20 protein-coding genes are annotated in these 24,090 nt (G+C 70.5%); 9 read left to right on the top strand and 11 right to left on the bottom strand.

Going from position 1 to position 24,090, the window contains the following annotated elements; all coding sequences use genetic code 11:
• Positions 1-212 precede the first annotated feature (212 nt).
• The 4 genes from AB0C62_RS05265 (at position 213) to AB0C62_RS05250 (ending at position 4,194) form a co-directional block, all read left to right on the top strand.
• Positions 213-1,583 (top strand): extracellular solute-binding protein, encoded by a 1,371-nt coding sequence (locus tag AB0C62_RS05265; protein WP_362969698.1) that lies wholly within the window; start codon positions 213-215, stop codon positions 1,581-1,583.
• A gap of 122 nt (positions 1,584-1,705) precedes the next feature.
• Positions 1,706-2,515: a sugar ABC transporter permease gene (locus tag AB0C62_RS05260; protein ID WP_362969731.1), complete on the top strand. Its 810-nt coding sequence runs from the start codon at positions 1,706-1,708 to the stop codon at positions 2,513-2,515.
• Between the two features lies 1 nt (position 2,516).
• A complete protein-coding gene (locus AB0C62_RS05255; protein ID WP_362969697.1) occupies positions 2,517-3,371 on the top strand; it encodes a carbohydrate ABC transporter permease in 855 nt (284 codons plus the stop codon).
• Positions 3,372-3,564: 193 nt separating this feature from the next.
• Positions 3,565-4,194 carry a helix-turn-helix transcriptional regulator gene (locus AB0C62_RS05250; protein WP_362969729.1) on the top strand — a complete coding sequence of 210 codons (630 nt, stop codon included), beginning with the start codon at positions 3,565-3,567 and terminating at the stop codon, positions 4,192-4,194.
• Between the two features lie 112 nt (positions 4,195-4,306).
• Here the strand turns inward: AB0C62_RS05250 and AB0C62_RS05245 are convergent, their stop codons facing one another.
• Positions 4,307-5,332, bottom strand: a complete 1,026-nt coding sequence (locus tag AB0C62_RS05245) for an ATP-dependent 6-phosphofructokinase (protein ID WP_081219504.1) — start codon at positions 5,330-5,332, stop codon at positions 4,307-4,309.
• 250 nt (positions 5,333-5,582) lie between these two features.
• On the opposite strand from AB0C62_RS05245, the gene pta reads away from it, so the two are divergent.
• The 3 genes from pta to pyk all read left to right on the top strand — a co-directional run bounded on the left by pta (position 5,583) and on the right by pyk (position 10,462).
• A complete protein-coding gene (gene pta, locus AB0C62_RS05240) occupies positions 5,583-7,673 on the top strand; it encodes a phosphate acetyltransferase (protein ID WP_362969696.1) in 2,091 nt (696 codons plus the stop codon).
• Positions 7,670-8,935 (top strand): acetate kinase, encoded by a 1,266-nt coding sequence (locus tag AB0C62_RS05235; protein WP_362969695.1) that lies wholly within the window; start codon positions 7,670-7,672, stop codon positions 8,933-8,935. The genes pta and AB0C62_RS05235 overlap by 4 nt, the downstream gene beginning before the upstream one ends.
• Positions 8,936-9,031: 96 nt before the next feature.
• Complete coding sequence (gene pyk / locus AB0C62_RS05230) at positions 9,032-10,462, top strand: pyruvate kinase (RefSeq protein WP_362969694.1); 1,431 nt, start codon at positions 9,032-9,034, stop codon at positions 10,460-10,462.
• 101 nt (positions 10,463-10,563) lie between these two features.
• On the opposite strand, the gene AB0C62_RS05225 is transcribed toward pyk, so the two are convergent.
• From AB0C62_RS05225 to AB0C62_RS05210, 4 genes are all read right to left on the bottom strand, one after another.
• Positions 10,564-11,901: a hypothetical protein gene (locus AB0C62_RS05225; RefSeq protein ID WP_362969693.1), complete on the bottom strand. Its 1,338-nt coding sequence runs from the start codon at positions 11,899-11,901 to the stop codon at positions 10,564-10,566.
• Positions 11,891-12,469: a DUF6114 domain-containing protein gene (locus tag AB0C62_RS05220; protein WP_362969692.1), complete on the bottom strand. Its 579-nt coding sequence runs from the start codon at positions 12,467-12,469 to the stop codon at positions 11,891-11,893. The genes AB0C62_RS05225 and AB0C62_RS05220 overlap by 11 nt, the downstream gene beginning before the upstream one ends.
• Before the next feature lie 117 nt (positions 12,470-12,586).
• On the bottom strand, positions 12,587-13,219 hold the full coding sequence (locus AB0C62_RS05215; protein ID WP_362969691.1) for a DUF6230 family protein: 633 nt from the start codon (positions 13,217-13,219) through the stop codon (positions 12,587-12,589).
• 618 nt (positions 13,220-13,837) lie between these two features.
• The gene (locus tag AB0C62_RS05210; protein WP_362969690.1) at positions 13,838-14,815 is read right to left on the bottom strand and encodes a tetratricopeptide repeat protein; all 978 of its coding nucleotides are present in this window, start codon (positions 14,813-14,815) and stop codon (positions 13,838-13,840) included.
• 258 nt (positions 14,816-15,073) lie between these two features.
• On the opposite strand from AB0C62_RS05210, the gene AB0C62_RS05205 reads away from it, so the two are divergent.
• Positions 15,074-15,700, top strand: a complete 627-nt coding sequence (locus tag AB0C62_RS05205; protein ID WP_362969689.1) for a TetR/AcrR family transcriptional regulator — start codon at positions 15,074-15,076, stop codon at positions 15,698-15,700.
• A 230-nt stretch (positions 15,701-15,930) separates the two neighbouring features.
• On the opposite strand, the gene AB0C62_RS05200 is transcribed toward AB0C62_RS05205, so the two are convergent.
• The 4 genes from AB0C62_RS05200 to AB0C62_RS05185 all read right to left on the bottom strand — a co-directional run bounded on the left by AB0C62_RS05200 (position 15,931) and on the right by AB0C62_RS05185 (position 20,046).
• A complete protein-coding gene (locus tag AB0C62_RS05200) occupies positions 15,931-17,631 on the bottom strand; it encodes a methylmalonyl-CoA mutase family protein (RefSeq protein ID WP_362969688.1) in 1,701 nt (566 codons plus the stop codon).
• A 96-nt stretch (positions 17,632-17,727) separates the two neighbouring features.
• Positions 17,728-18,066, bottom strand: coding sequence for a DUF3817 domain-containing protein (locus AB0C62_RS05195; RefSeq protein WP_362969687.1), 339 nt, complete (start codon positions 18,064-18,066; stop codon positions 17,728-17,730).
• 101 nt (positions 18,067-18,167) lie between these two features.
• Entirely contained in the window at positions 18,168-18,677 is a 510-nt protein-coding gene (locus AB0C62_RS05190; protein WP_362969686.1) for a MarR family transcriptional regulator, read from the bottom strand.
• Between the two features lie 10 nt (positions 18,678-18,687).
• On the bottom strand, positions 18,688-20,046 hold the full coding sequence (locus AB0C62_RS05185; RefSeq protein WP_362969685.1) for an MFS transporter: 1,359 nt from the start codon (positions 20,044-20,046) through the stop codon (positions 18,688-18,690).
• Between the two features lie 73 nt (positions 20,047-20,119).
• Between AB0C62_RS05185 and AB0C62_RS05180 the strand changes: the two genes are divergently transcribed.
• Complete coding sequence (locus AB0C62_RS05180) at positions 20,120-21,103, top strand: DUF5937 family protein (RefSeq protein ID WP_362969684.1); 984 nt, start codon at positions 20,120-20,122, stop codon at positions 21,101-21,103.
• Between the two features lie 27 nt (positions 21,104-21,130).
• Here AB0C62_RS05180 and AB0C62_RS05175 read toward each other — a convergent pair whose 3' ends face one another.
• Positions 21,131-22,138: a glycoside hydrolase family 6 protein gene (locus AB0C62_RS05175; RefSeq protein WP_362969683.1), complete on the bottom strand. Its 1,008-nt coding sequence runs from the start codon at positions 22,136-22,138 to the stop codon at positions 21,131-21,133.
• Positions 22,135-24,090: a kelch motif-containing protein gene (locus AB0C62_RS05170; protein WP_362969682.1), complete on the bottom strand. Its 1,956-nt coding sequence runs from the start codon at positions 24,088-24,090 to the stop codon at positions 22,135-22,137. The genes AB0C62_RS05175 and AB0C62_RS05170 overlap by 4 nt, the downstream gene beginning before the upstream one ends.

Raw genomic sequence — 24,090 nt, 5'->3', positions numbered from 1 at the left:
GGGCCTGACCGTCGGCGAGCACCGGGCCCCGGTCGGGTGCCGACCGAAGCACCACCGGGGCCGAGCGGGGGCCGCGGCGGCTCTCGGCGGACAACAACGTTGTCATGTTGGTGACTTGGGCTGTTGCACGGCCATTGACCCCCGATCCGGCACCCCCTTACGTTCACCGGCAGACAACTCGGCCCTCAATGACGTAGGCCCAGTAGGAGGTCGTGCCCGTGCGCCCCACCGCCGCCCCCGTACTTCTCGCCACGCTCCTCGCCGCGACGACCCTCACCGCGTGCGGGTCGGGATCGGGAAGCGATCCGGACACCGTGAAGGTGTCGTTCAAGCAGTCCACGGACAACTCGGTCCGGGTGATGGACACCTACCTGGGCGATATGAAGAAGCAGTTCGAGAAGGCGAACCCCGGGAAGAAGGTCGAACTCGTCCCGATCAAGGCCCCGGACTCCGAGTACTACACGAAGCTCCAGCAGATGCTGAGGTCGCCCAAGACGGCCCCGGACCTGGTCTACGAGGACACCTTCCTCATCAACTCGGACATCACCAGCGGGTACTTGAAGCCGCTCGACCCCTACCTCGACAAGTGGTCCGACTGGGGCCAGTTCATCGACACCGCGAAGGCGGCGGCCAAGGCCCAGGACGGGAAGACGTACGGCGTCCCGGACGGGACGGACACCCGCGGCCTCTGGTTCGACAAGGGCGTCTTCGCGAAGGCGGGGCTGCCCGCCGACTGGCAGCCGAAGACCTGGGACGACGTCCTCGGCGCCGCCCGCACCATCAAGAAGAAGGTCCCCGGCGTCACCCCGCTGAACGTCTACACCGGCAAACCCGCCGGGGAGGCGGCCACCATGCAGGGCTTCGAGATGCTGCTGTACGGGACGGGCGACGGCACGGCGGACCCGCTGTACGACACCGCGTCGAAGAAGTGGGTCGCCGGCAGCCAGGCCTTCAAGGACGCGCTCACGTTCGTGGAGACGGTCTACAAGGAGAAGCTCGGCCCCGACGTCACCGACGCCCTCGACCCGAACTTCGCCACGAGCGTCCGCGGTGACCTGCTGCCGGGCGGCAAGCTCGGCATCGACCTCGACGGCAGCTGGCTCCCGCAGGACTGGCTGAAGGGCTCCGGGCACGAGTGGCCCGAGTGGTCGCGGAGGCTCGGTCTCGCCCACATGCCCACCCAGCACGGCCAGGCCCCCGGCAAGGTCAGCATGTCCGGCGGCTGGACCTGGTCGATCCCGTCCAAGGCCGGCAACCCCGGCCTGGCCTTCGAGTTCATCAAGACGATGCAGACGAAGGCGAACGCCCAGAAGTGGTACATCGCCAACTCCGGCATCGCGGTCCGCAAGGACGTCGCCGCCGACCCGGCCTACACACAGGCGCAGCCCGGTATCAAGTTCTTCACGGACCTCGTCGCCAGCACGCACTACCGGCCCGCCTACCCGGCGTACCCGAAGGTGTCGACCGCCATCCAGGAGGCGATGGAGAGTGTGACCACCGGGGACAGTTCCGTCGACAAGGCGGCGAGCACCTACGACGAGGAGCTGAAGTCGGCCACCGACGACCAGGTGACCCGCAGGTGAGCGTCACCACGAAGGCGGCGCTCCCACCGCTCCGACCGCAGGTCACGAAGGTCGCCTCCCCGCGCCGGGGAGGCCTCCTCCGCTCCGCTGTCCGGGCCCTCCCCCTCACCCCCGCGGTCGTCCTGCTGCTCCTCTTCCTCGCCGGTCCGATCGCCTACTGCGCGTACATCGCCTTCACGGACCTGCAGTTGACGGGTCAGGCGCACTCCTCGTTCGTCGGGTTCGACAACTTCAGGGAGGCGTTCCGTGACGACGCGTTCCTCAACGCCGTATGGCTGACGCTCGTGTTCACGGTGCTGTCCTCGCTGGTCGGGCAGAACACGCTGGGCCTCGCGCTCGCCGCGCTGATGCAGCGGGCGTCGAAGCCGGTGCGCACGCTGGTCGGGGCGGTCGTCATCACCGCGTGGGTGCTGCCCGAGGTGGTCGCGGGCTTCCTGCTCTACGCCTTCTTCCGCCGCGAGGGCACCCTGAACGCCATCCTGGACTGGCTCCATCTCCCGTCCCAGAACTGGATGTTCACGCTGCCGATCCTCGCGGTGTCGTTCGCGAACGTGTGGCGGGGAACGGCCTTCTCGACGCTGGTCTACTCGGCGGCCCTGAACGAGATCCCGAAGGAGATCACGGAGGCCGCCGAGGTGGACGGCGCGGGGGGCTGGCGGCGGATGTGGCACATCACGCTGCCGATGATCCGCCGCTCGATCGGCACCAACCTGATGCTCAACACCCTGCAGACGCTGTCGGTGTTCGGGCTGATCTGGGTGATGACGCGGGGCGGGCCGGGCGACCGCAGCCAGACCCTGCCCCTGTTCATGTACGAACAGGCCTTCCAGAACAGCATGATCGGGTACGGGACGGCGGTGGCCCTGCTGCTCCTGGTGGTGGGCTCGCTGTTCTCGCTCGTGTACATGCGGCTGCTGCGGACGGAGGTGTGAGATGGCCGTCCTGACCCGCGGCGCGCGGCCGAGGTCCCGCCGGTCGGCCCGGCGGCTGGCGGCGGACGCCGGACTCCTGGTGGTGGCGGCCGCGTTCGCGCTGCCGCTCGCGTGGGTGGTCCTGTCGTCGCTGGACGCGCACGCCGATCTCAGGGTGAAGCTGCCGGACGGGATGACGCTGTCCAACTTCGACGCCGTCATGACGCCGGACATCACGTTCACGCCCCTGCTGAACAGCCTGATCCTGTGCGGTGGCGGCACCCTTCTGACGGTGGTGTGCGCTGCGCTCGCGGCCTACCCGCTGTCCCGGTTCCGGTCCCGGCTGAACCGGCCCTTCCTGCTGACCGTCCTGTTCGCGACGAGCCTGCCGATCACGGCGATCATGGTGCCGGTGTACGCCCTGTTCGTGCAGGTGAACCTCATCGACACCATGCAGGGCACGATCTTCTTCTTCGCCGCCTCCCAACTTCCCTTCGCCATCTGGCTGATGAAGAACTTCATGGACGGCGTCCCGAAGGAGCTGGAGGAGGCGGCCTGGACGGACGGGGCGTCCTCCCTGCAGTCCCTGATCCGGATCGTGCTGCCCCTGATGGGCCCGGGGGTGGCGGTGGTGACGGTCTTCTCGTTCGTGATGATGTGGGGGAACTTCTTCGTCCCGTTCATGCTGCTGCTCACCCCGGACCAGATGCCGGCGTCGGTGAGCATCAACGAGTTCTTCGGCAACCGGGGCACGGTGGTCTACGGGCAGCTCGCGGCGTTCTCCGTCATCTACTCGACGCCCGTGATCCTGCTGTACGTCCTGGTGGCCCGGCGGCTGGGCGGGGGGTTCGCGCTCGGCGGCGCCGTGAAGGGATGACACCCGTCGGACCGCCCGTACGAGGCACCCCGACCGGATCCGTAGGTTCCTACGATCCGTGATTGTGGCCGAACAGACCGTAGTCACCGCCGCCCGGGACCCATACCTTGTGCGCGTGCACCGACCGCAGGCCCAACAGCCCACCCCGCCCTTCAACGCCCTCGCCGCCCGCAGACTGCGGGCGGCGCTCGGCATGGGGCCCGAACACGTCGCCTACGGACTGCGAGCCTCCTACGGGCTGCCCTACGCGACGCCCGATCTCATCACCGCGTGGGAGCGCGGCACCATGGCACCGAGCAGCCCGGAACTCACCGCCCTCGCCGGGGTCTTGTGGTGCTCACCGGGCGAACTCATCGGAGCCCCACGCACGTTGCGCGAACACCGCGTCGCCCGCGACCTCGCCCAGGAGGACGTCGCGCGGGCCGTCGGACTCGAACTCCTCGCCTACCAGCGGATGGAGGACTCCGGCACCTGGCGCGGCACCGAGCGCCAGTCGGCCGCGCTCGCCGACGTGCTCGAACTGTCGCTGCCCGACTTCGTCACCGTGACGGGCCGCGACGGCAGACTCGCCGACCTGCTGCGCAGCGCGGTCACCACGCGCTGGCAGGCGTACGTGCGACCGGTCGCCAAGGCCGTGCCCCTGGACCGGCAGCTCCTGGAGGACACCCTGCAGGAGCTGCACACCGACTACCAGGGACAGATGGTCGCCACGCTCAGCTGGAGCGCGGGACCGGCCGCGGCCGAATCCGGCGAGAACGGCCGGGACTACCTCGACCGGATCGTCGACCACTTCTGGTCGACGATCCGCGCGAACACGTACTGACACCTCGGGACGACGAGCCGTGCGCCACGAGCCGCACGCGACGGGCCGGGCGCCACGGCCACGAGCCCCGCGCCGCCCGCCCCGCGGGATCCCGTCCGGTCCCCGGCGGGGACTAGAACACCGACTCGGCCTCGTCCATGCGGTCCTTGGGGACCGTCTTCAGCTCGGTCGTCGCGTCCGCGAGCGGCACCATCTCGACGTCCGTGCCGCGCAGCGCGGTCATCCGGCCGAACGCTCCGCTGTGCGCGGCCTCCACGGCGTGCCAGCCGAAGCGCGTGGCGAGCACGCGGTCGTAGGCGGTCGGGGTGCCGCCGCGCTGGATGTGGCCGAGGATGACCGGCTTGGCCTCCTTGCCGAGGCGGCGCTCCAGCTCGTACGCGAGGGCCGTGCCGATGCCCTGGAAGCGCTCGTGGCCGAACTTGTCGATCGCGCCGTGGCCGTAGTCCATGGTGCCCTCGGCGGGGTGGGCGCCCTCGGCGACGCAGATGACGGCGAACCGCTTGCCGCGCGCGAAGCGCTCCTCGACCATCGCGACCAGGTCGGAGGGGTCGAAGGGACGCTCGGGCAGGCAGATGCCATGGGCGCCGGCGGCCATGCCGGACTCCAGGGCGATCCAGCCGGCGTGCCGGCCCATGACCTCGACGACCATCACGCGCTGGTGCGACTCGGCCGTCGTCTTCAGCCGGTCCATGGCCTCGGTGGCGACACCGACGGCGGTGTCGAAGCCGAAGGTGCGGTCCGTCGCGGAGATGTCGTTGTCGATCGTCTTGGGCACGCCGACCACGGGCAGACCCGCGTCCGACAGCATCCGCGCCGCGGTGAGGGTGCCCTCGCCGCCGATCGGGATGAGCACGTCGATGCCGAACTCGCGCGCCATGTCCTGTGCGTTCTCGCAGGCCTCGCGGAGCCGGTCGCGCTGCAGCCGGGAGGAGCCGAGGATGGTGCCGCCACGGGCGAGGATGCCGCTGACCGCGTTGAGGTCGAGCGTGCGGTAGTGGCCGTCGAGGAGACCGGCGTAGCCGTCCTCGAAGCCGATGACCTCGTCGCCGAAGTTGGTGACCGCTCGGTGCACGACCGACCGGATCACTGCGTTCAGGCCAGGGCAGTCGCCGCCTGCGGTGAGAACTCCGATGCGCATCGTGCTGTGTCTCCTGCTCGCTGCCGGTACGTGTGAGCCAGTCCGATTGTTCCACGCCCCGGAGGGCGCCGCCGATCCCCCCGGCCCGTCGGAGGCCGTGCGGGCGCCCGGTCCGGCCCGACCAGGGCGTTTGTCCTGGCGGGCGCCTTAGCCAGCGCCAGAGGTATTGTCAAGAGGGTTCTGCTCACGTTGGTGGGCCCCTTTGCGAGCCCAGCGCACCGCCTGGCGCCGAGACGGATGGAGAGCACGCGTGACGCGCAGCGTGTACGTGACCGGGATCGACCGCGGCGACGGCCGCCAGGTCGTCGAGCTGGGGGTCATGGAGCTCCTGACGCGCCAGGTCGACCGGGTGGGCGTCTTCCGTCCCCTCGTGCACGACGGTCCGGACCGCCTCTTCGAACTCCTGCGGTCCCGCTACCGTCTCGCGCAGGACCCGGCGACGGTCTACGGCATGGACTATCACGAGGCGTCCGCTCTCCAGGCCGAGCAGGGCACCGACGAGCTGGTGTCCACGCTCGTCGACCGCTTCCACCTGGTCGCCCGCGACTACGACGTCGTCCTCGTCCTCGGCACCGACTTCGCGGCGACCCAGCTCCCCGACGAGCTGGCGCTGAACGCCCGGCTGGCGAACGAGTTCGCGGCCTCCGTGATCCCGGTCGTCGGCGGCCGGGGCCAGACCGCCGAGTCGGTGCGCGCCGAGACCCGCAACGCGTACCGGGCGTACGACGGGCTGGGCTGCGACGTCCTCGCGATGGTCGTGAACCGGGTGGAGCCGGAGGTCCGGACGGAGGTCCTGGAGCGGCTCGGCTCCCGTCTGCCGGTGCCCTGTTACGTGCTGCCCGACGAGCCCGCGCTGTCCGCGCCGACCGTCGCGCAGATCACCCAGGCGCTCGGCGGCGAGGTGCTCCTCGGTGACGACGCCGGCCTGTCGCGGGACGCCCTCGACTTCGTGTTCGGCGGTGCGATGCTGCCGAACTTCCTGCGGGCCCTGACCCCGGGATGTCTCGTCGTCACCCCCGGCGACCGCGCCGACCTGGTGATCGGCTCACTGGCCGCGCACAGCGCCGGCACCCCGCCGATCGCCGGCATCCTGCTCACCCTGAACGAGCACCCCAGCGACGAGATCCTCACGCTCGCGGAGCGCCTCGCGCCCGGCACGCCGGTCGTGTCGGTGGCCGGGACGTCCTTCCCGACCGCGACCGAGCTGTTCTCCCTGGAGGGCAAGCTGAACGCGGCCACGCCCCGCAAGGCGGAGACCGCGCTCGGCCTGTTCGAGCGGTACGTCGACACCACGGACCTGCTGAAGCGGGTCTCCGCGCCGAGCAGCGACCGGCTCACCCCGATGATGTTCGAGCACAAGCTGCTGGAGCAGGCCCGCTCCGAGCGGCGCCGTGTCGTGCTGCCGGAGGGCACCGAGGAGCGCGTCCTGCACGCCGCCGAGGTGCTGCTGCGCCGGGGTGTCTGCGACCTGACGCTGCTCGGTCCGGCCGAGCAGATCCGCAAGAAGGCCGCCGACCTCGGCATCGACCTCACCGCGGCCCAGCTCATCGACCCGCAGACCTCCGACCTGCGGCACTCCTTCGCCGAGAGGTACGCCGAGCTGCGCGCCCACAAGGGCGTCACCGTGGAGCTGGCGTACGACGTCGTCGCGGACGTCAACTACTTCGGCACGCTGATGGTGCAGCAGGGTCTCGCCGACGGCATGGTGTCGGGGGCCGTGCACTCGACGGCCGCGACCATCCGGCCCGCGTTCGAGATCATCAAGACCCGGCCGGACTCGAAGATCGTCTCGTCCGTCTTCTTCATGTGCCTGGCCGAGAAGGTCCTCGTCTACGGCGACTGCGCGGTGAACCCCGACCCCGACGCCGAGCAGCTGTGCGACATCGCCATCCAGTCGGCGGCCACCGCCGAGCAGTTCGGCGTGGAGCCGCGGATCGCGATGCTGTCGTACTCCACGGGCACCTCGGGCACGGGCGCCGACGTCGACAAGGTGCGCGAGGCGACGGACCTGGTGCGGCTGCGCCGCGGCGACCTGCGGATCGAGGGACCGATCCAGTACGACGCCGCCGTGGAGCCGTCGGTCGCGGCGACCAAGCTGCCGGAGTCCGAGGTCGCGGGCCAGGCGTCCGTGCTGATCTTCCCGGACCTCAACACCGGCAACAACACCTACAAGGCCGTGCAGCGCTCCGCCGGCGCGATCGCCGTCGGCCCGGTCCTCCAGGGGCTGCGCAAGCCCGTCAACGACCTGTCGCGCGGCGCGCTCGTCCAGGACATCGTCAACACGGTCGCCATCACGGCGATCCAGGCCCAGACCCCCGACCAGAAGGCTCCCGCGCAGTGACTGCCGACCCGTCCCCCGCCCCCGCCCCCTCCGGCGAGGCCCGCCCGGCCTCCGCGGCCACGCGTGTCCTCGTCCTCAACTCCGGCTCCTCGTCGGTGAAGTACCAGCTCCTCGACATGCGTGACAGCTCCCGGCTCGCGGTCGGACTGGTGGAGCGCATCGGCGAGGGCCGCTCGCTGCTCCGGCACACCGCGCTGACCACGGGCGAGACCCGTGAGTCGGCGGGCGACTTCGCCGACCACGAGGCCGCGCTGAAGGCGGTGGCCGCGGAGCTGGCGGCGGACGGGCTCGGCCTGGACTCCCCCGAACTCGCCGCGATCGGCCACCGGGTGGTGCACGGCGGCAGGACGTTCACGGAGCCGACGGTCGTCGACGACGCGGTCCTCGCGGAGATCGAGCGGCTGATCCCGGTGGCGCCGCTGCACAACCCGGCGAACCTCACCGGCATCCGCACCGCGATGGCGATGCGTCCCGACCTGCCGCAGGTCGCCGTCTTCGACACCGCGTTCCACACGACGATGCCGGAGTCCGCCGCGCGGTACGCGATCGACGTACGGACCGCCGACGAGCACCGCATCCGCCGCTACGGCTTCCACGGCACCTCGCACGCGTACGTGTCGCGGGCGACGGCCGAACTGCTCGGCAAGGCGCCCGAGGAGGTCAACGTCATCGTGCTGCACCTGGGCAACGGCGCGTCCGCGTCGGCGGTCCGGGGCGGACGCTGCGTGGACACCTCGATGGGCCTCACGCCCCTGGAGGGGCTGGTGATGGGGACCCGGTCGGGCGACGTGGACCCGGCCGTCATCTTCCATTTGAAACGTGTTGGGAACATGTCCACGGACGAGATCGACACTCTTCTCAACAAGAAGAGCGGTCTGGTCGGACTGTGCGGCGACAACGACATGCGGGAGATCCGCCGCCGTGTCGACGAGGGCGACGAGCAGGCGCGGCTCGCCTTCGACATCTATGTCCACCGCCTGAAGAAGTACATCGGCGCCTACTACGCGGTGCTCGGCCGGGTGGACGCCGTCGCCTTCACCGCCGGTGTCGGCGAGAACGCGGCGCCGGTCAGGGAGGCCGCCATCGCAGGCCTGGAGGAGCTGGGTCTCGTGGTCGACGGTGACCTGAACGCCGTGCGCGGGGACGAGGCGCGACTGATTTCGCCGCCCTACGCGCGAGTAGCGGTCGCCGTGGTGCCGACGGACGAGGAACTGGAGATCGCCACACAGACGTATGCGCTGGTCGGAGAGGGTGCGGCATGAGTCGGTCGGACAGTCACGCCTGAGCGGCCGTCCGCCCATTTGTATCTTCCGCCAGACGGAATATTCCGTAGCGAAACAAACCGATAGGATCGCCCCATGCGCCGTTCGAAAATCGTCTGTACTCTCGGCCCCGCGGTCGACTCCCACGAGAAGCTGGTCGCGCTGATCCAGGCCGGCATGAACGTGGCCCGATTCAACTTCAGCCACGGCACCCAGGCAGAGCACCAGGGCCGGTACGACCGTGTCCGGGCCGCCGCGGCCGAGACCGGCGTCGCCGTCGGCGTGCTCGCCGACCTCCAGGGCCCGAAGATCCGCCTGGAGACCTTCGCCGAAGGCCCCGTCGAGCTGCAGCGCGGTGACGAGTTCGTCATCACGACCGAGGACGTGCCCGGCGACCGCCACATCTGCGGCACGACCTACAAGGGTCTGCCCGGCGACGTCTCGCACGGCGACCAGATCCTCATCAACGACGGCAACGTCGAGCTGCGGGTCGTCGAGATCGACGGTCCCCGGGTCAAGACGGTCGTCATCGAGGGCGGCGTGATCTCCGACCACAAGGGCATCAACCTGCCCGGCGCGGCCGTGAACGTGCCGGCACTGTCGGAGAAGGACATCGAGGACCTGCGCTTCGCCCTGCGGATGGGCTGCGACATGGTCGCCCTGTCCTTCGTGCGCAACGCCGACGACGTGAACGACGTCCACAAGGTGATGGACGAGGAGGGCCGCCGGGTCCCCGTCATCGCCAAGGTGGAGAAGCCGCAGGCCGTCGAGAACATGGAAGGCGTCGTCACGGCGTTCGACGCCGTGATGGTGGCCCGTGGCGACCTGGCCGTCGAGTACCCGCTGGAGAAGGTCCCGATGGTGCAGAAGCGCCTCGTGGAGCTGTGCCGCCGCAACGCCAAGCCGGTGATCGTCGCGACCCAGATGATGGAGTCGATGATCACCAACTCCCGTCCCACGCGCGCCGAGGCGTCCGACGTGGCCAACGCGATCCTGGACGGCGCGGACGCGGTCATGCTGTCCGCCGAGTCCAGCGTGGGCGCGTACCCGATCGAGACCGTGAAGACGATGTCGAAGATCGTCGTCGCGGCCGAGGAGGAACTGCTCTCCAAGGGTCTGCAGCCGCTGGTCCCGGGCAAGAAGCCGCGCACGCAGGGTGGTTCGGTCGCCCGTGCCGCCTGCGAGATCGCCGACTTCCTCGGCGGCAAGGGCCTGGTGGCGTTCACGGAGTCCGGCGACACCGCGCGCCGTCTCTCCCGCTACCGCGCCGCGCAGCCGATCCTGGCCTTCACCACGGACGAGGGCACCCGCAACCAGCTCTCGCTGAGCTGGGGCGTCGAGTCGCACGTCGTGCCGTTCGTGAACAGCACCGACGAGATGGTCGAGCTGGTCGACCGCGAGCTGCGCAAGCTCAAGCGGTTCAACGAGGGCGACGTCGTCGTGATGACCGCCGGTTCGCCCCCCGGCGTCCCCGGCACCACCAACATGGTCCGGGTGCACCACCTGGGCGAGGTCGACCACGCCTGATCCCGCCGCCGTACGACGCCGAGGGCGCCCCCTGTCGGACAGGGGGCGCCCTCGGCGTCTTGTGCGGCTCCCGGACGGGCTCCGAATGGGTTCCGGACGACTCAGCCGGTCGTGTACTGGTGCAGCCCGGGGATGGTCAGGGTGCCGCCGAACTGGCCCGCCTGGACGACCTTCACCTTGGTGAAGTAGATCAGCGGGATGTTCAGCGGCGGAGGGTTGTCCGGGTCGAACGTGATCGGGATCAGACCGAGCAGGTTCCCGGAGATGCTCTCCGTGTACATGATCGTCTTGCCGTCGCGGATGGTGGACGTCGAGCCCTTGGCGGCCTGCACGTGGTAGGTCTTGCCGGCCTGCTTGTCGTCCACCGTCTGGTGCAGGTCGCCGATGTCGGTGCCGTCGGAGATGACGTACTTCAGGACCTTCTTGACGGTGCCGTCCGCGGTCTTCACCTTGACGACGCCCTGGTAGTCGGCGCCCTTGAGGAGCAGGGAGCTGGCGTTGAGGTACCACGGGTCGTCGGGCAGGGTGACCGGGTTGTCGACGCCGCCCTCCTCGTCGGTGGCGACCGGGCAGTCCTTGGGGTCCGTCGTGGAGCTCGCGGAGGGGCTGGGCGTCACCCCGGCGTCCTCGGCGGCCTTCTTGACGGCGTCGGTGGTGTCCTTCGCCGCCTCGGAGGCCGTGTCGGTGGTGTCCTTGAGGGTGTCCTTGACCGTGTCGGTGACCTTGTCGGTCGTGTCCTTGACGGTGCCGGAGGTGCTCTTGTCGCCGGACGAGGCGGTCGTGCCGCCCTCGTCGCCCTTGTCGTCGCTCGCGGAGGCCGACGCGGAGGGCTCAGGGGTGGCGCTCTCCTTCTCGTCGGGCGTCAGGAGGTCCTTGATGGCGTCGCCGATACCCAGGGGGTCGAGCGGGTTCTTCGTCTTGGACGCCGTGGGGGCCGGAGTGGCGGCGCTGTCGGCCGACTTGTCCGACGTGCTCGGTGCGGAGGACGAGGCGGAGGGGGCGGGCTCGGCCTTGTCGTCGGAACCTGAATCCGACGAAGAGGTCTTGCCCGGGTCCGCGGAGTCCTGCGCGTCCGAGGACGCCGAGGGGGTCGGTGTGGCCGTGCCGGACGACTCGCTCGCACTGGCCGAGGGAGTGGGCGACGCCGATTCCGACGGGTCCTTCTTGTCGTCCTCGGAGCCGGTCACGGCCTCGACGCACGCCTGGTACTCGTCGGCCGTCAGGCTCTTGGCCGTGGAGTGGTCGTCCGCCTGGGCGAGCGTCGGCGTGAGCCCCATTCCCATGAGGACCGCCGTCGGCATCGCGGCTATGGCTATCGCCTTGCCCGCGGGCACGTGGAACCTGGTGAACAGCGGCTTCCGGGGGGCCGCGTGGCGCGGCCCGGTTCTCACACGGGACTCGTCCACCTCAGTCCCGTGGGTCACCTTGTCAGCCGGCACTGTGCCTCCCGTTCGCCCCGTTGCTCGGGCTCGTTCCTGACAGATCGTTCGGGTCGTCCACAGCGTTCGCGTTCGCAGCGGGTTCGGCCGGCTCGGCCACCACGCCCTGCGGCACGTCCCCCTTGGCGAGGGACGCCGGCGCGGTGTACGCCTCGTCGGGTTCGCCCGGAACCCAGGAGACGGCCATGGCGCCGCCGATCATGGCGAAGAGGAAACCGACCAGGAAGCCGCCCAGGTTGGACACCGGGATGGACACCAGGGCGAGGAGGATCGCCGCGACTCCGGCGAACGTCCGTACGTGCTTCTGGAACCAGAGACTGATCCCGAGCACCACGAGGAGCACGCCGATGATGAGGGAACCGGCGCCCGCGGTGGTGGACATCGCCAGCGTCAGATGTCCGAGCTGAAGCTTCGCGTACGGGAAGTACGCGATGGGGACACCGCCGAGCACGATGAACAGGCCGGCCCAGAACGGGCGGTCGCCCCTCCATGTACGGAAGTTCCGCCGGAACACCTGGAGGTAGTGCTCGTCGTTCTGGCCGGGCGCGGCAGGAGTCTCGGCGCTCATGGAAAACAGCTCCCTGGAACGGCTTTGCTGTGAGAAGTACACATGTTCGCTCCGCCTATGCGTGCGGAGCGGGGCGGGCGAAGCGGCCGGAGCCCCTGTCGCCCGCCCCAGGGGTGCCTAGTAGCACTCCTTGACGCCCTTGGCGACCGACATCTTCAGGCCGCTGAGCTTGAACGTGCCCGCCGTGGTGGCCCACGCCGTCTGCTTCACGTCCGTCAGCGTGGCCGAGTCGGCCTGCTGGGCGAACCCGTACGGGTTGGCCGTCTCGCCGCTCTTGAGCCCCGGGCCCTTGCTGGCGTCCTTGGCGGCAACACCGATGTCGATGCCGCGGAACGTCGCGTTGGCCTGGAGGTCCTCGACGTCGATGTACAGGTTGTCCGCCTCGACCGGCGTGTCACCGCCGCCGGCCTTCAGCACGAGGCTGACGGAACCGAGCAGCGGGATGTCCGGGGTGACGACGGACTGGCACATGTTGGTGATCTTGGCGCTCTTGAACGCCGAGACCGCGACGGGGTGAGCCGTCTTGTTGCCGTCGAGGGTGTAACCCGAGTCGATGGCTCCGTACTGCGAGAAGCCCGTACCGTCGAGTCGATCCGCCGACACCTTGAACGACTGACCGGAAACGCTGAACGACGCGGCGAGGGCGCCCTGCGCGAGGGCGACACCTATCGCTGCCGTGGCGGCCACCGAGGGCACCATCACGACGGCGAACCGCTTCCATCTGGTCCCGCCACGCACCTGGGACTCCATATTTCCTCCTTCTCGGACGTACATCTCCTGGCCCTGACTGCCACTTTCGGCGGCTCAGCCGGGCAGGGATGGGAGAAGTGCTACGTCCTCGGGAAGGAGAGCGCCCGTACCCGGAGGTGCGACTGCACCCGAATCACCGGCGATCACCCCCGAGCGACAACCACTGGTCGCGCCTGACACACATCACGCACAACCTGCTGGACAGGCTCCGCCGGACGGCGGAGACCCCCCTGCCCAAGAGCCGACAGCACTGCCTCCGGCTCTACTCGGTGGGGACCCACGGAATCCGCTGACCCGACTGGCTGGCGGGGTACGGGAATGGACCGAGCGTCGCCGATCGTGGTGCATTCTCGCCGCCCGCACAAGGGGGTTCGTTACTCGCTAGTAACGGCGGGATAACCGAAGGACGACCGGCCGGTGTCGGTCAGCGACTCAGGGTGCTCCCAAGGGGGGTGACACACTGGTTGATTGGCGGACGGAACCAGACAGTTCAACGCCCTGGACTTACTCGGAGTAACAGCGGCCGCGTTTACCAAGTTTTGGTAAAGCGCGGCCACTTGCCCCTCTGTCGGCCAATGTTTCACGCGGGCATCACAGGCCCTGACGTTTAGGGACTGGTCAGAACAGGGCCCTCGCGAGGGCCCTGCGCGCCGCGACCACGCGCGGGTCGTCGCCCCCGACGACCTCGAAGAGTTCGAGCAACCGCACCCGCACGGCGTCCCGGTCGTCGCCCGCCGTGCGGCGCACGGTGTCGATGAGCCGCCCGAAGGCGTCCTCGACATGGCCGCCCACGAGGTCCAGGTCGGCGCCCGCGATCTGCGCGGTGACGTCGGCCGGCTTCTCGGCGGCGTCCTTGCGCACCTGCTGCGGGTCGAGGCCCTGCACCCGGTGGAGCAACTCGGCCTGGGCGAGTCCCAGTTTGGCCTCGGTGTTGGCCGGGTCGTCGCTCAGGACGTTCCGGTACGCCTGCACGGCACCGCCGAAGTCGCCCGCGTCCAGCGCCTGTACGGCGGCCTCCAGCAGGGCGTCGTAGGGCCCTGCGGGCATCTCCGGGGCCTCGGGGGCGTCCCCCGGCTCGGCGTCGCCGTCGACCGCCAGGCCGGTCAGACCGAAGCGCTCCTCAGCGACCTGGACGAGCTGGTCCAGCGTCCCGCGGATCTGCGCCTCGGCGGCGGCTCCCTGGAAGAGCGGCAGCGCCTGGCCGGCGACCACCGCGAAAACGGCCGGGATCCCCTGGACCCCGAACTGCTGCATCAGCATCTGATTGGCGTCGACGTCGATCTTGGCGAGCAGGAACCGGCCGTTGTACTCGACGGCCAGCCGCTCAAGGACCGGGCTGAGCTGCTTGCAGGGCTCGCACCACTCGGCCCAGAAGTCGATGACGACGGGCACCTCGGTGGAACGCTGCAGGACGTCGCGCTCGAATCCCGCCTCGTCGACGTCGATGACGAGGCTCGCGGGAGTCACGGCCCCGCCTCCGCCGCCCTGGCGGGCCGCGTCGGCGCGCGCCTGCTCCGCCTTCGCCTTGGCCTCCTGGGCCGCCTTCACCGCGGCGAGGTCGACGACTCCGCTCATGGACATGTTCCGTGGCTGCATGAGTACATCCTCCCCCTTCCTCGCGCACGTGTGAAAAGCCGTGTGAAAAGCACGCTGAAAGCCGGTCCCCGTCCGGCCTGTTCGGCGCCTGGTCCCCACCTGGCGCCCGGTGCGGTTGTCGCCGCGTTCGAGCTTTCGCTACGAGTCGTAGCGTAACTGTCCGGGGGCCCGCCTGTCCGCCGCCCCCCGGTGATCTCCCTCACGGCTTCACAGAACCGCCGGATATCGCCGGTGAGGCGGCCGGATATGGTCACTGACATGCACGGTCACCCCCCGGCCGCCCGGACGGGCCGCCCCCGCAGCGCCGCCGCGGACGCCGCGATCCTGGAGGCGACCCGTGCGGCCCTGGTCGAACTGGGCTGGTCCAAGCTGACGTTGGGGGACGTGGCGACCCGCGCCGGCGTCGCCAAGACGACCCTCTACCGCCGCTGGGCGGGCAAGAACGAACTCGTCGTGGACGCCGTGGCCGTCCTCTTCGACGAGCTGGAGCTGCCCGACCGGGGCAGTCTGGCCGCCGACATCGAGGGCGTGGTGCTCCAGTTCGCGGCGATCCTGGACCGCCCGGAGGCGAAGACGGCACTGATGGCGGTGGTGGCGGAGTCCACCCGCGACGAGCCGCTGCGCGAACGCATCAGGACGTCCATCGTGGACCGGCAGAAACGCCTGGTCATGGAGGGCCGCGCCCGTGCGCAGGCCCGCGGCGAACTGCCCCCGGAGACCGACCCGGGCACCGCCTCCCGCACCGCCGACCTGATCTTCGACGTGGTCGCCGGGGCGGTCGTCCACCGCACCCTGGTCAGCGCCGAACCGGCGGACGCGGAGTGGGTGCGCTCGTTCACCCGCGTCCTGCTCCTCGGCCTGACCGGCGCGACCGCCGAGGACTGAACCCGCGGGCGCCGCCACGGAACCGCGGGCGCGGCGCGAGACCCGGGTGCCGGACGCACGCGGCCCCCGCCGCCCCACACCCCCGCGCGGTCCCGCCCCGCTCCTCGGTGGCACGGGGAGCGGACCCGGGCGGCAAGGCCCGGAAGCGGGACGGACGAGGGCGTACGGGCCGGCAGGGGCCGGGAACAGGGTCGTGCGGGGCGGAGAACGGCGGCCGGGGCGCGGGGGCCTCAGAAGCCCGCCGGCTCCGTGTACACCCCCCACTCGTCGCGCAGGACGCCACAGATCTCGCCCAGGGTCGCCTCGGCGCGGACCGCCTCCAGCATGGGGGCGATCATGTTGGAGCCGTCGCGGGCGGCGGCGAGCATGGCGGCCAGTGCGCCGCGCACAGCGGCCTCGTCACGGCCCTGCTTGCGCGCGCCCAGTTCCCGCACCTGCTCGCGCTCCACCTCGTGGCTGACCCGCAGGATCTCCAGGTCGCCGGTGACGGAGCCGTGGTGGACGTTCACACCGACGACGCGCTTGTCGCCCTTCTCCACCGACCGCTGGTACTGGAACGCCGACTCGGCGATCTCCCCGGTGAACCAGCCGTCCTCGATGCCGCGCAGGATGCCCGAGGTGATGGGACCGATGGGGTGCCGGCCGTCGGGGTGCGCCCGCAGTCCGCGCTCCCTGATCTGCTCGAAGATCTTCTCGGCGTCGGCCTCGATGCGGTCGGTGAGCTGCTCGACGTACCAGGAACCGCCCAGCGGGTCGGCGACGTTGGCGACGCCGGTCTCCTCCATGAGTACCTGCTGCGTGCGCAGGGCGATCTCCGCGGCCTGCTCGGACGGCAGCGCGAGCGTCTCGTCCAGTGCGTTGGTGTGCAGCGAGTTCGTGCCGCCGAGCACCGCGGCGAGCGCCTCGACAGCCGTCCGCACGACGTTGTTGTACGGCTGTTGGGCCGTCAGCGAGACGCCGGCGGTCTGCGTGTGGAACCGCAGCCACTGCGCCTTCTCGGTCTTCGCCCCGTACACGTCGCGCATCCAGCGGGCCCAGATCCGGCGGGCCGCCCGGAACTTGGCGATCTCCTCGAAGAAGTCGACGTGGGCGTCGAAGAAGAAGGAGAGCCCGGGGGCGAAGACGTCCACGTCGAGCCCGCGGGAGAGCCCCAGCTCCACGTAGCCGAAGCCGTCCGCCAGGGTGTAGGCGAGCTCCTGCGCGGCCGTCGCGCCCGCCTCCCGGATGTGGTACCCGGACACGGAGAGCGGCTTGTAGGCGGGGATCTTCTCGGCGCAGTGCTCCATCAGGTCGCCGATGAGGCGCAGATGCGGCTCGGGCTGGAAGAGCCACTCCTTCTGCGCGATGTACTCCTTGAAGATGTCGGTCTGGAGCGTGCCGTTCAGCACGGCCGGGTCGATGCCCTGGCGCTCGGCGGCGACCAGGTACATGCAGAAGACCGGCACCGCGGGCCCGCTGATCGTCATCGACGTCGTGACGTCACCGAGCGGGATGTCCCCGAAGAGGACCTCCATGTCGGCGGCCGAGTCGATGGCGACCCCGCAGTGTCCGACCTCGCCGAGCGAGCGGCGGTCGTCGGAGTCGCGGCCCATCAGTGTGGGCATGTCGAACGCCACGGACAGACCTCCGCCGCCGTTGGCGAGGATCTTCTTGTAGCGCTCGTTGGTCTGTTCGGCGTTGCCGAATCCGGCGAACTGCCGGATCGTCCATGTCCGCCCGCGGTACCCGGTGGCGTACAGCCCGCGCGTGTACGGGTACTCGCCGGGCCATCCGATCCGCTCGAAGCCCTCGTAGTGGTCCCCGGGCCGGGGACCGTACACCGGCTCCACGGCGTCGCCGGAGAGCGTGGTGAAGTCGGCCTCGCGCTTGCGCGAGGCGTCGTAGCGGGCCTGCCAGCGTCGGCGGCCTTCCTCGATGGCGTCAGCGTCCATACCCTCGAATTTACTAGGACGTCCTAGTAAATGTCGATGGCAAACCGCCGTACGATCCCGTACGGCGGTACCGATCCGGTGAGGATCCGGGGTGGATCAGGCCTTGGCGACCGCGGGAGAGCCCTCCGCGACCCGCGACTCCAGCTCGTGGCTGATCCTGCGCTCCACGAAGAACGCGGCCGTGGGGATCGTTCCCGCCAGCAGCACCCAGAGCTGCTTGCCCACCGGCCACTTCGCCTTCGACCCCAGGTCGAACGCGAAGATCAGGTACACGACGTACAGCCAGCCGTGCGCGATGGCGACGACACGGGTGAAGTCGGCGGCACCGTCGACGCCCAGGCCGTACTTGGCGATCATGCCGAGGCACAGCAGAACCAGCAGCACACCGGTGACGTAGGCCATGACGCGGTAGCGGGTCAGCACGCTCTTCTTCATGGCTACGAGGGTAACCACCCCATTTGCGCGATCTTCGCGCGCCCCCGCACCTCGCCGGCCCGCCCCGGCGCCGCGCCCTCCCGCGCCGGGCCCGGACCGTCCTACTCGTCCTTGAAGTCGTGCGCGGCCACCCGCAGCGGCCGCAGCATCGCGAAGATCTCCGCGCACTCCTCCGCGTCGTACGCGCCCAGACCGAAGTCCATCCCCATCAGGTCGCGCGTCGCCGCGTCACACACCTCGCGGCCCTTGTCCGTGATCGAGGCGAGCGTGCCGCGCCCGTCGTTCGGATTGGGCCGCTTGTCCACCAGCCCCGACCGCACCAACCGGTCCACCGTGTTGGTGACGGACGTCGGATGGACCATCAACCGCTCACCGATCTTCGACATCGGCAGCTCGCCCGCCTTGGAGAACGTGAGCAGCACCAGCGCCTCGTACCGCGCGAACGTCAGCCCGTACGGCCTGACCACCGCGTCCACCTCGGCCAGCAGGATCTGGTGCGCGCGCATGATCGAGGTGATCGCGGCCATCGACGGCACGGATCCCCAGCGCTGCTGCCAGTGCTCGTCGGCACGGGCGATGGGATCGAAAGCAAGACTGAGCGGCTTCGGCACGCCAAAGACCTTACCGGCCGGTCACATCGTGGTCAGCCCCGTCTCGCGTTTCGGTCCTCTCCCCCACGACGACCGGGATCCGCGCCCCCTCCGGCGGCCCGTCCGCCCGCTGCTCCACCCCTTGCTCGGCACGCCGCGCCGCCACCGCCAGCAGCACGCACAGCACCGTCCCCAGCACTCCCGCGCCGACGACCGTCGCCCGCACCCCGGCGAACTCCGCCACCGCGCCCGACAACGCCATACCCAGCCCCTGAACCGTCATCAGCCCCGCCATGTTCAGCGTCATCGCCCGCCCGAGCAACTCCTGTGGCACCGACCGCACGAACCACTGATCCAGACCGAGCGTGTACGCCGACCCGGCACCGGCCACCACCAGCAGCACCAGCGACCAGCCCAGACCCGGCCGCAGCACGTAGCCCAGGTACGGCAGCAACGTCACACACACCAACGGCAACGTGATCCGGTGCCGCGTCACCGGCCGCAGCCGCGACCCCGCGAACAACTCCCCCGCGATCGTGCCCACCGGCAACGCGCACATCAGCAGACCCAGACCCGTGGAGCCGACCTCCAGCCCCTCCGCGTACGGCGCCGCCAACGCCTCCGGCGCCACCACGAACATCGGCGGCACCCAGAACAGCAGAAGCAGCACCCGCACCCGCCGGTCCGCCAGCACCCGACGGGCACCCCGCAGGGAGTCCCGCACCAACGCCTGCCCCACGGCCACCCGCGCCGGCCGGCGCCGCGTACCGAACCGAAGGAACAGCGCGGACGCCAGGAACGTACCGACCGTCACCAGCAGCGCGTGCCGCGGCGACACCACCGTCAGCAGCAGACCGCCCAGACCGAACCCCGTCAGCAGCGCACTCTGCGACACGATCCGCAGCAGCGAACGGCCGAGCACGAACAGCTCCCCGTCACCGAGGACATCGGCCAGCGTCGCCGTCCGCGTCCCCTGGAAGACCGGAGCCACCACCGCGAGCGCCGCCCGCATCGCGAGCAGCACCGCGATCGGCGCGCCCGGCATGACCATCACCGCCACGCAGCCCGCGCACACCAGATCGCACACCACCAGCACCCGCCGCGCCGGGAAGCGGTCCGCGACCCCCGCGAGCAGCGTCCCGCCGACGAGATACGGCAGGAAACCCAGCGCGAACGTCAGCGCGCTCAGCAGCGGAGACCCCGTCAGGTCGTAGACCAGGACCGACAGCGCGATCTCGCTCACCACCAGCCCCTGCAGAGAGAACGCGTGCGCGACGAACACGGCGCGGAACTCGCGCACGGCGAAGACGGGGCGGTACCCGGTGGCGGCGGGCGCCCCGGCAGCTTCCGGTGCCTTCGTCGTGGTGGGGGTGATCGGTGTGTCGGACATGTGCGGCAGCGTGCCCTCGCGGGAGCCGCCGACGTAGAGTTTCGGCCCCAGCCGAATCTTCTGGAGCCGCCCCATGCCGTCACTCCTGCACTTCGGGGAGGACGACCTCCTGAACTGCCGCTTCGCGATCTCACCCCTCTGGGAGACGCAGGAGGCGGTCCGCACCCTCAACCGGCCCGCACGGCACGGCTATCACGCACACTGGCTGCGCCGCATCCGCACCGCGGCCGCCGGACTCGACCTCACCCCTCTGTGGCTCCTCATGCCCCGCAGCGGCTACTCCCCCGACTGGCTCGGCCCGCCCCCCATCGGCCCCGCCGCCACGTTCGGCGAGGAGATCGCCGCCGTCCGCGCCGCCGACCCCACCGTCGCCCGCACGGAGACCGCGCGCTCCCTCGCCGACACCCCCGGCGCCCTCACCTCCCCGCACGGCCGCGCCCTCCTCGCCGACCCCGCCCGCACCGTCGCCCGCCTCACCGACCTGCTCGAACAGGCCTGGCACACCCTCGTCGAACCCGACTGGCCCCGCCTGCGCGCCCTGCTGGAAGCCGACATCGCCTTCCACTCACGCCGCCTCGCCCAGGTCGGCCTCGGCGGACTCCTCCCGGAGATCGACCGCCGGCTCGGCTGGCGCGCCCACACCCTCACCATCGAAGGAGGAGGCCGCCACGAACGTCACCTCGCCGGACAGGGACTGGTCCTCATGCCCAGCGTCTTCTCCTGGCCCGACGTGATCAGCGGCTTCGAACCCCCCTGGCAGCCCACCCTCGCCTACCCCGCCCGCGGCATCGGCGGCCTCTGGGCCGAGCCCACCGGCGCCACCTCGGACGCACTCGTACGCCTCCTGGGCCGTGGCCGGGCCGCCGTCCTCACCGCCCTCGACGAGCCCGCCACCACCACGGCTCTCGCCCACCGGCTGCACCTCGCCCCGTCCTCCGTGTCCGCGCACCTCACCGCCCTGCGCGACACCGGTCTCCTCGTCCCACGCCGCTACGGACACCAGGTGCTGTACGAGCGGACGCCGTTGGGGATCGCGCTGGCCTCGGGGGGAGGGTGAGGGTCAAGGGACGCCGCGGGCGACCGGTCAGCCCCGGGCCTCACGGGCCAGCCCCAACGCGTAGTCCGGCCACCACCGCCCGGCCGCCGGCCCGCCCTCGCACTCCCCGTCCGACTCACCCGGCCGCTTGATCCACAGGTAGGCGTCCAGGGCCGGTTCGCCGGTGGTCGTGGCGGGGCGGGTGCCGAGGGCGCGCCCGGGCGGGTTGCACCAGGCACCCGGGAGCGGGCCGTTGCCGTTGCGGCTGGTGTCGACGACGAAGTGTTTCCCGCCGAGTCTCCCCGAGAGTTCGACGCCGTACGTCCTGGTCACGGCGTCCGTCTGGAAGTTCGAGACGTTCAGTGCGAACCCGTCGGCGTTCGCGATGCCCGCGCGCGTGAGGGGTTCGACGAGTCGGCCGGAGTCGCGGATCCAGTCCGGGTTGCCGGCGTCCACGTAGACCTTGGTGTTGGGCTGGTGCTTGAGCCGGTTGACCGCGTCGCTGAGCAGCTGGGTGCGTTCGTCCTGGTACGCGCCGGGTGTGCAGCCGTCGACGAGGTGGGCGATCGCGTCCGGTTCGAGGACGACCAGGGCGCGGTTGCCGGCGAGGGCGTCCGCGAACTGTCCGATCCATCGCCGGTAGGCGTCGGCGTCCGCCGCGCCGCCCGCCGAGTGCTGTCCGCAGTCCCGGTGCGGGATGTTGTACGCCACGAACAGCGCCGTGCGGTCCTGTCGCGCGGCTGCCGTGGTGGCCGCCCGGACGGCCGGGCCCGGGTCGGCCTCGCCGGCCGGCCACAGTGCGACGGGTTCGCGGGCGATCCGCTGCAGCAGTGCGGCGTCCTCGGTGCGGCCCTGGCGTCGCCACAGCCGGACCTGCGCCGCGGCGGGGCCGGCGGGGTCGACCCAGAAGGGAGCGGCGCCGGAGTCGGCCCGCCGTGTCGCCGCGGCGACGGCGGTCCCGGCGGCCTGGGGTGCGGACGAGCAACCGGCGGTGAGGCCGAGCGCCGCGAGTGCGGCGAGGGTGTGGATCAGCCGGGTCCGGCGTGCGCCCCTCACCCGACCCGCACCCACTTCGCCTCGGAAGGCGTCCCCTGGGCGTCCGTCACGAACAGCATGTACCACCCCGGCGGCACCAGAGCCGGGTCCTTCGGCACCTCGACGGTCACGGAGTTCGCCGTCTTCGTCAGCCCGAGTTCGATGGAACGTTGCTCGACGTCCGTGGTGTGGGTGACGGCGCTGGGGCGCATCAGGCGGGCCTTGGTGACGCGTTCCGGATGGTCCGTGGCGAAGGTCGCCCGCCCGTCCTTGTCCGGCGTGGCCGGCCCCTCCCCCAGGGTCGGCCGGTTCTTCCCGTTCCGGTGCAGCGCGGGCGGCGTGTAGATCTCCATGCGCTGCTCGAAGTGTCCGAGTTTGGTGTTCTGCTGGTCGTCGAAGAGCGGGTCGGAGCCGAAGGTGGCGACGCGGCCGTCGGGCAGGAGCAGGGCCTCGGAGTGGTAGTTGCGGCCCACGGTCGGGGCCGCGGCTTCGCGGAAGGTGTTGGCCTTGGGGTCGTAGAACTGGGCCTTGAGGATGTTGCTGGCGCTGCGGCCCCGGTAGTCCCGGGAGCCGTTGGTGGTGAAGACGGTGTCGTCGGGCATGATCACGCTGTTCAGGTAGCGGGTGCCCTGGGGGAGGTCGGGTCCGTCCTGGAAGGTGGGGTTGTCCTTCTTCAGGTCGACGACGGCGGTGCGGGGGGTGGACTTCCTCGATTCCCCGACGCCTCCTCCGCCGAGGATCATGACCTTCTGGTCCTGCGCGGGGGGCAGGAGGAGCGCGGCGGAGGTCTCGGTCTCGTCCGCGTCCCGTAGTCCGGGCACCTTTTCGAAGGTGTTGGTCCTCAGATCCCAGAGGCCGGCGTCGCGGCCCTGGTCGGCGGGGCCGTATCCGGCGTTGGAGGCCGGGTAGAAGAGCTTGCCGCCCTGCGTGAGGAAGAGGGCGGGGTAGGTGGGGAAGTAGCGCTTGGGGCCCGGGGTCCACTTCTTGGTGCGGGGGTCGTAGATCTCGTTGTCGCCGGGGTCGATGGTTCCGACGTCGTCGAGGCCCGAGACGGCGAGGACGCGTCCGTCGTCGAGTCCGACGAGGGTGGGGTACCAGCGGGCCTTGTCCATCGGGTCGACGGGGATGTACCTCTCGGCCCTGGGGTCGAACTCGTAGGCGGCCCTGATGCCTTGGAAGTCCTGTTTGTCGAGGGTGATCTTCTCGGAGAGGCCGTAGGTGTTGGCGGCGTCCTCCCCCCGCAGGCCGGCGATCTCGTACTGGGCCTGGGTGTCGGTGACCGCCTGGGGACCCTTTTCCGTGGCTTCGACGAAGACGCGTGCTTCGCCGGCGGTGACGGTGGTCCGCCACGGTTGCATGACGCCGGCCTGGTCGTAGGTGGCGGTCTGGTCGCGTCGGGCCCTGGGGACGGTGACGTCGAACCGGCTGACGTACGCGACGCCGGCGGGTGAGCGGAAGACGGTGCCCTTCTTGAGGACGACGGCCTTGTCGGGGTTCTCGTTCTTCACGCGCATGCCGCCGCCCGCCCGCCGGACCTCGCCGTCGAGCTGCTCGTAGCGGGCGGTTCCGCCGGCGACGAGCATTCTCCCGTCGGGGAGTTGGGCGTGGCCCGAGCAGAAGAAGTCGTCAGGGGTGGGGATCTTCTTGAAGGTGTCGTTCTTCGGGTCCCACAGGATGGTGTCGAAGGATCCCTTGTCGAACTTCTCCTGTTCGTTTCCGGAGCCGGCGACGATGAGCACTTTTCCGGTGTGGAGCAGGGCGGCGTGGATGGCGTTGGTGCGGTAGGCGCGGGGGATGTCGATCTGCGTCCAGGAGCCGTAGGTGGCCTGGTAGGAGGGCCGGGAGATCGTGTAGGCGTGGTACGTCTCGTCGGCGAGACCGAGTGCGGCGGGGGCGTTGAGTCCGGCGAGGACGGCGATCCCGGTGATGCCGAGGAGTCTCTTCCTGGTCTTCTTCGAGGGCTGGCGGGCCAT

Source organism: Streptomyces sp. NPDC048643 (genome assembly GCF_040650615.1).
Classification (GTDB): Bacteria; Actinomycetota; Actinomycetes; order Streptomycetales; family Streptomycetaceae; genus Streptomyces.
Note: the sequence above shows the minus strand (reverse complement) of the source record. Positions and strands in the feature narration are given on the sequence as shown.

Excerpts from the sequence above, each read along its gene's own strand:
- AB0C62_RS05255 (WP_362969697.1), top strand. The coding sequence starts at position 2,517 with ATGGCCGTCCTGACCCGCGGCGCGCGGCCGAGGTCCCGCCGGTCGGCC.
- AB0C62_RS05250 (WP_362969729.1), top strand. The coding sequence starts at position 3,565 with ATGGGGCCCGAACACGTCGCCTACGGACTGCGAGCCTCCTACGGGCTG.
- AB0C62_RS05245 (WP_081219504.1), bottom strand. The coding sequence starts at position 5,332 with ATGCGCATCGGAGTTCTCACCGCAGGCGGCGACTGCCCTGGCCTGAAC.
- pyk (WP_362969694.1), top strand. The coding sequence starts at position 9,032 with ATGCGCCGTTCGAAAATCGTCTGTACTCTCGGCCCCGCGGTCGACTCC.
- AB0C62_RS05220 (WP_362969692.1), bottom strand. The coding sequence starts at position 12,469 with ATGAGCGCCGAGACTCCTGCCGCGCCCGGCCAGAACGACGAGCACTAC.
- AB0C62_RS05215 (WP_362969691.1), bottom strand. The coding sequence starts at position 13,219 with ATGGAGTCCCAGGTGCGTGGCGGGACCAGATGGAAGCGGTTCGCCGTC.
- AB0C62_RS05210 (WP_362969690.1), bottom strand. The coding sequence starts at position 14,815 with ATGCAGCCACGGAACATGTCCATGAGCGGAGTCGTCGACCTCGCCGCG.
- AB0C62_RS05205 (WP_362969689.1), top strand. The coding sequence starts at position 15,074 with ATGCACGGTCACCCCCCGGCCGCCCGGACGGGCCGCCCCCGCAGCGCC.
- AB0C62_RS05200 (WP_362969688.1), bottom strand. The coding sequence starts at position 17,631 with ATGGACGCTGACGCCATCGAGGAAGGCCGCCGACGCTGGCAGGCCCGC.
- AB0C62_RS05195 (WP_362969687.1), bottom strand. The coding sequence starts at position 18,066 with ATGAAGAAGAGCGTGCTGACCCGCTACCGCGTCATGGCCTACGTCACC.
- AB0C62_RS05185 (WP_362969685.1), bottom strand. The coding sequence starts at position 20,046 with ATGTCCGACACACCGATCACCCCCACCACGACGAAGGCACCGGAAGCT.
- AB0C62_RS05180 (WP_362969684.1), top strand. The coding sequence starts at position 20,120 with ATGCCGTCACTCCTGCACTTCGGGGAGGACGACCTCCTGAACTGCCGC.
- AB0C62_RS05170 (WP_362969682.1), bottom strand. The coding sequence starts at position 24,090 with ATGGCCCGCCAGCCCTCGAAGAAGACCAGGAAGAGACTCCTCGGCATC.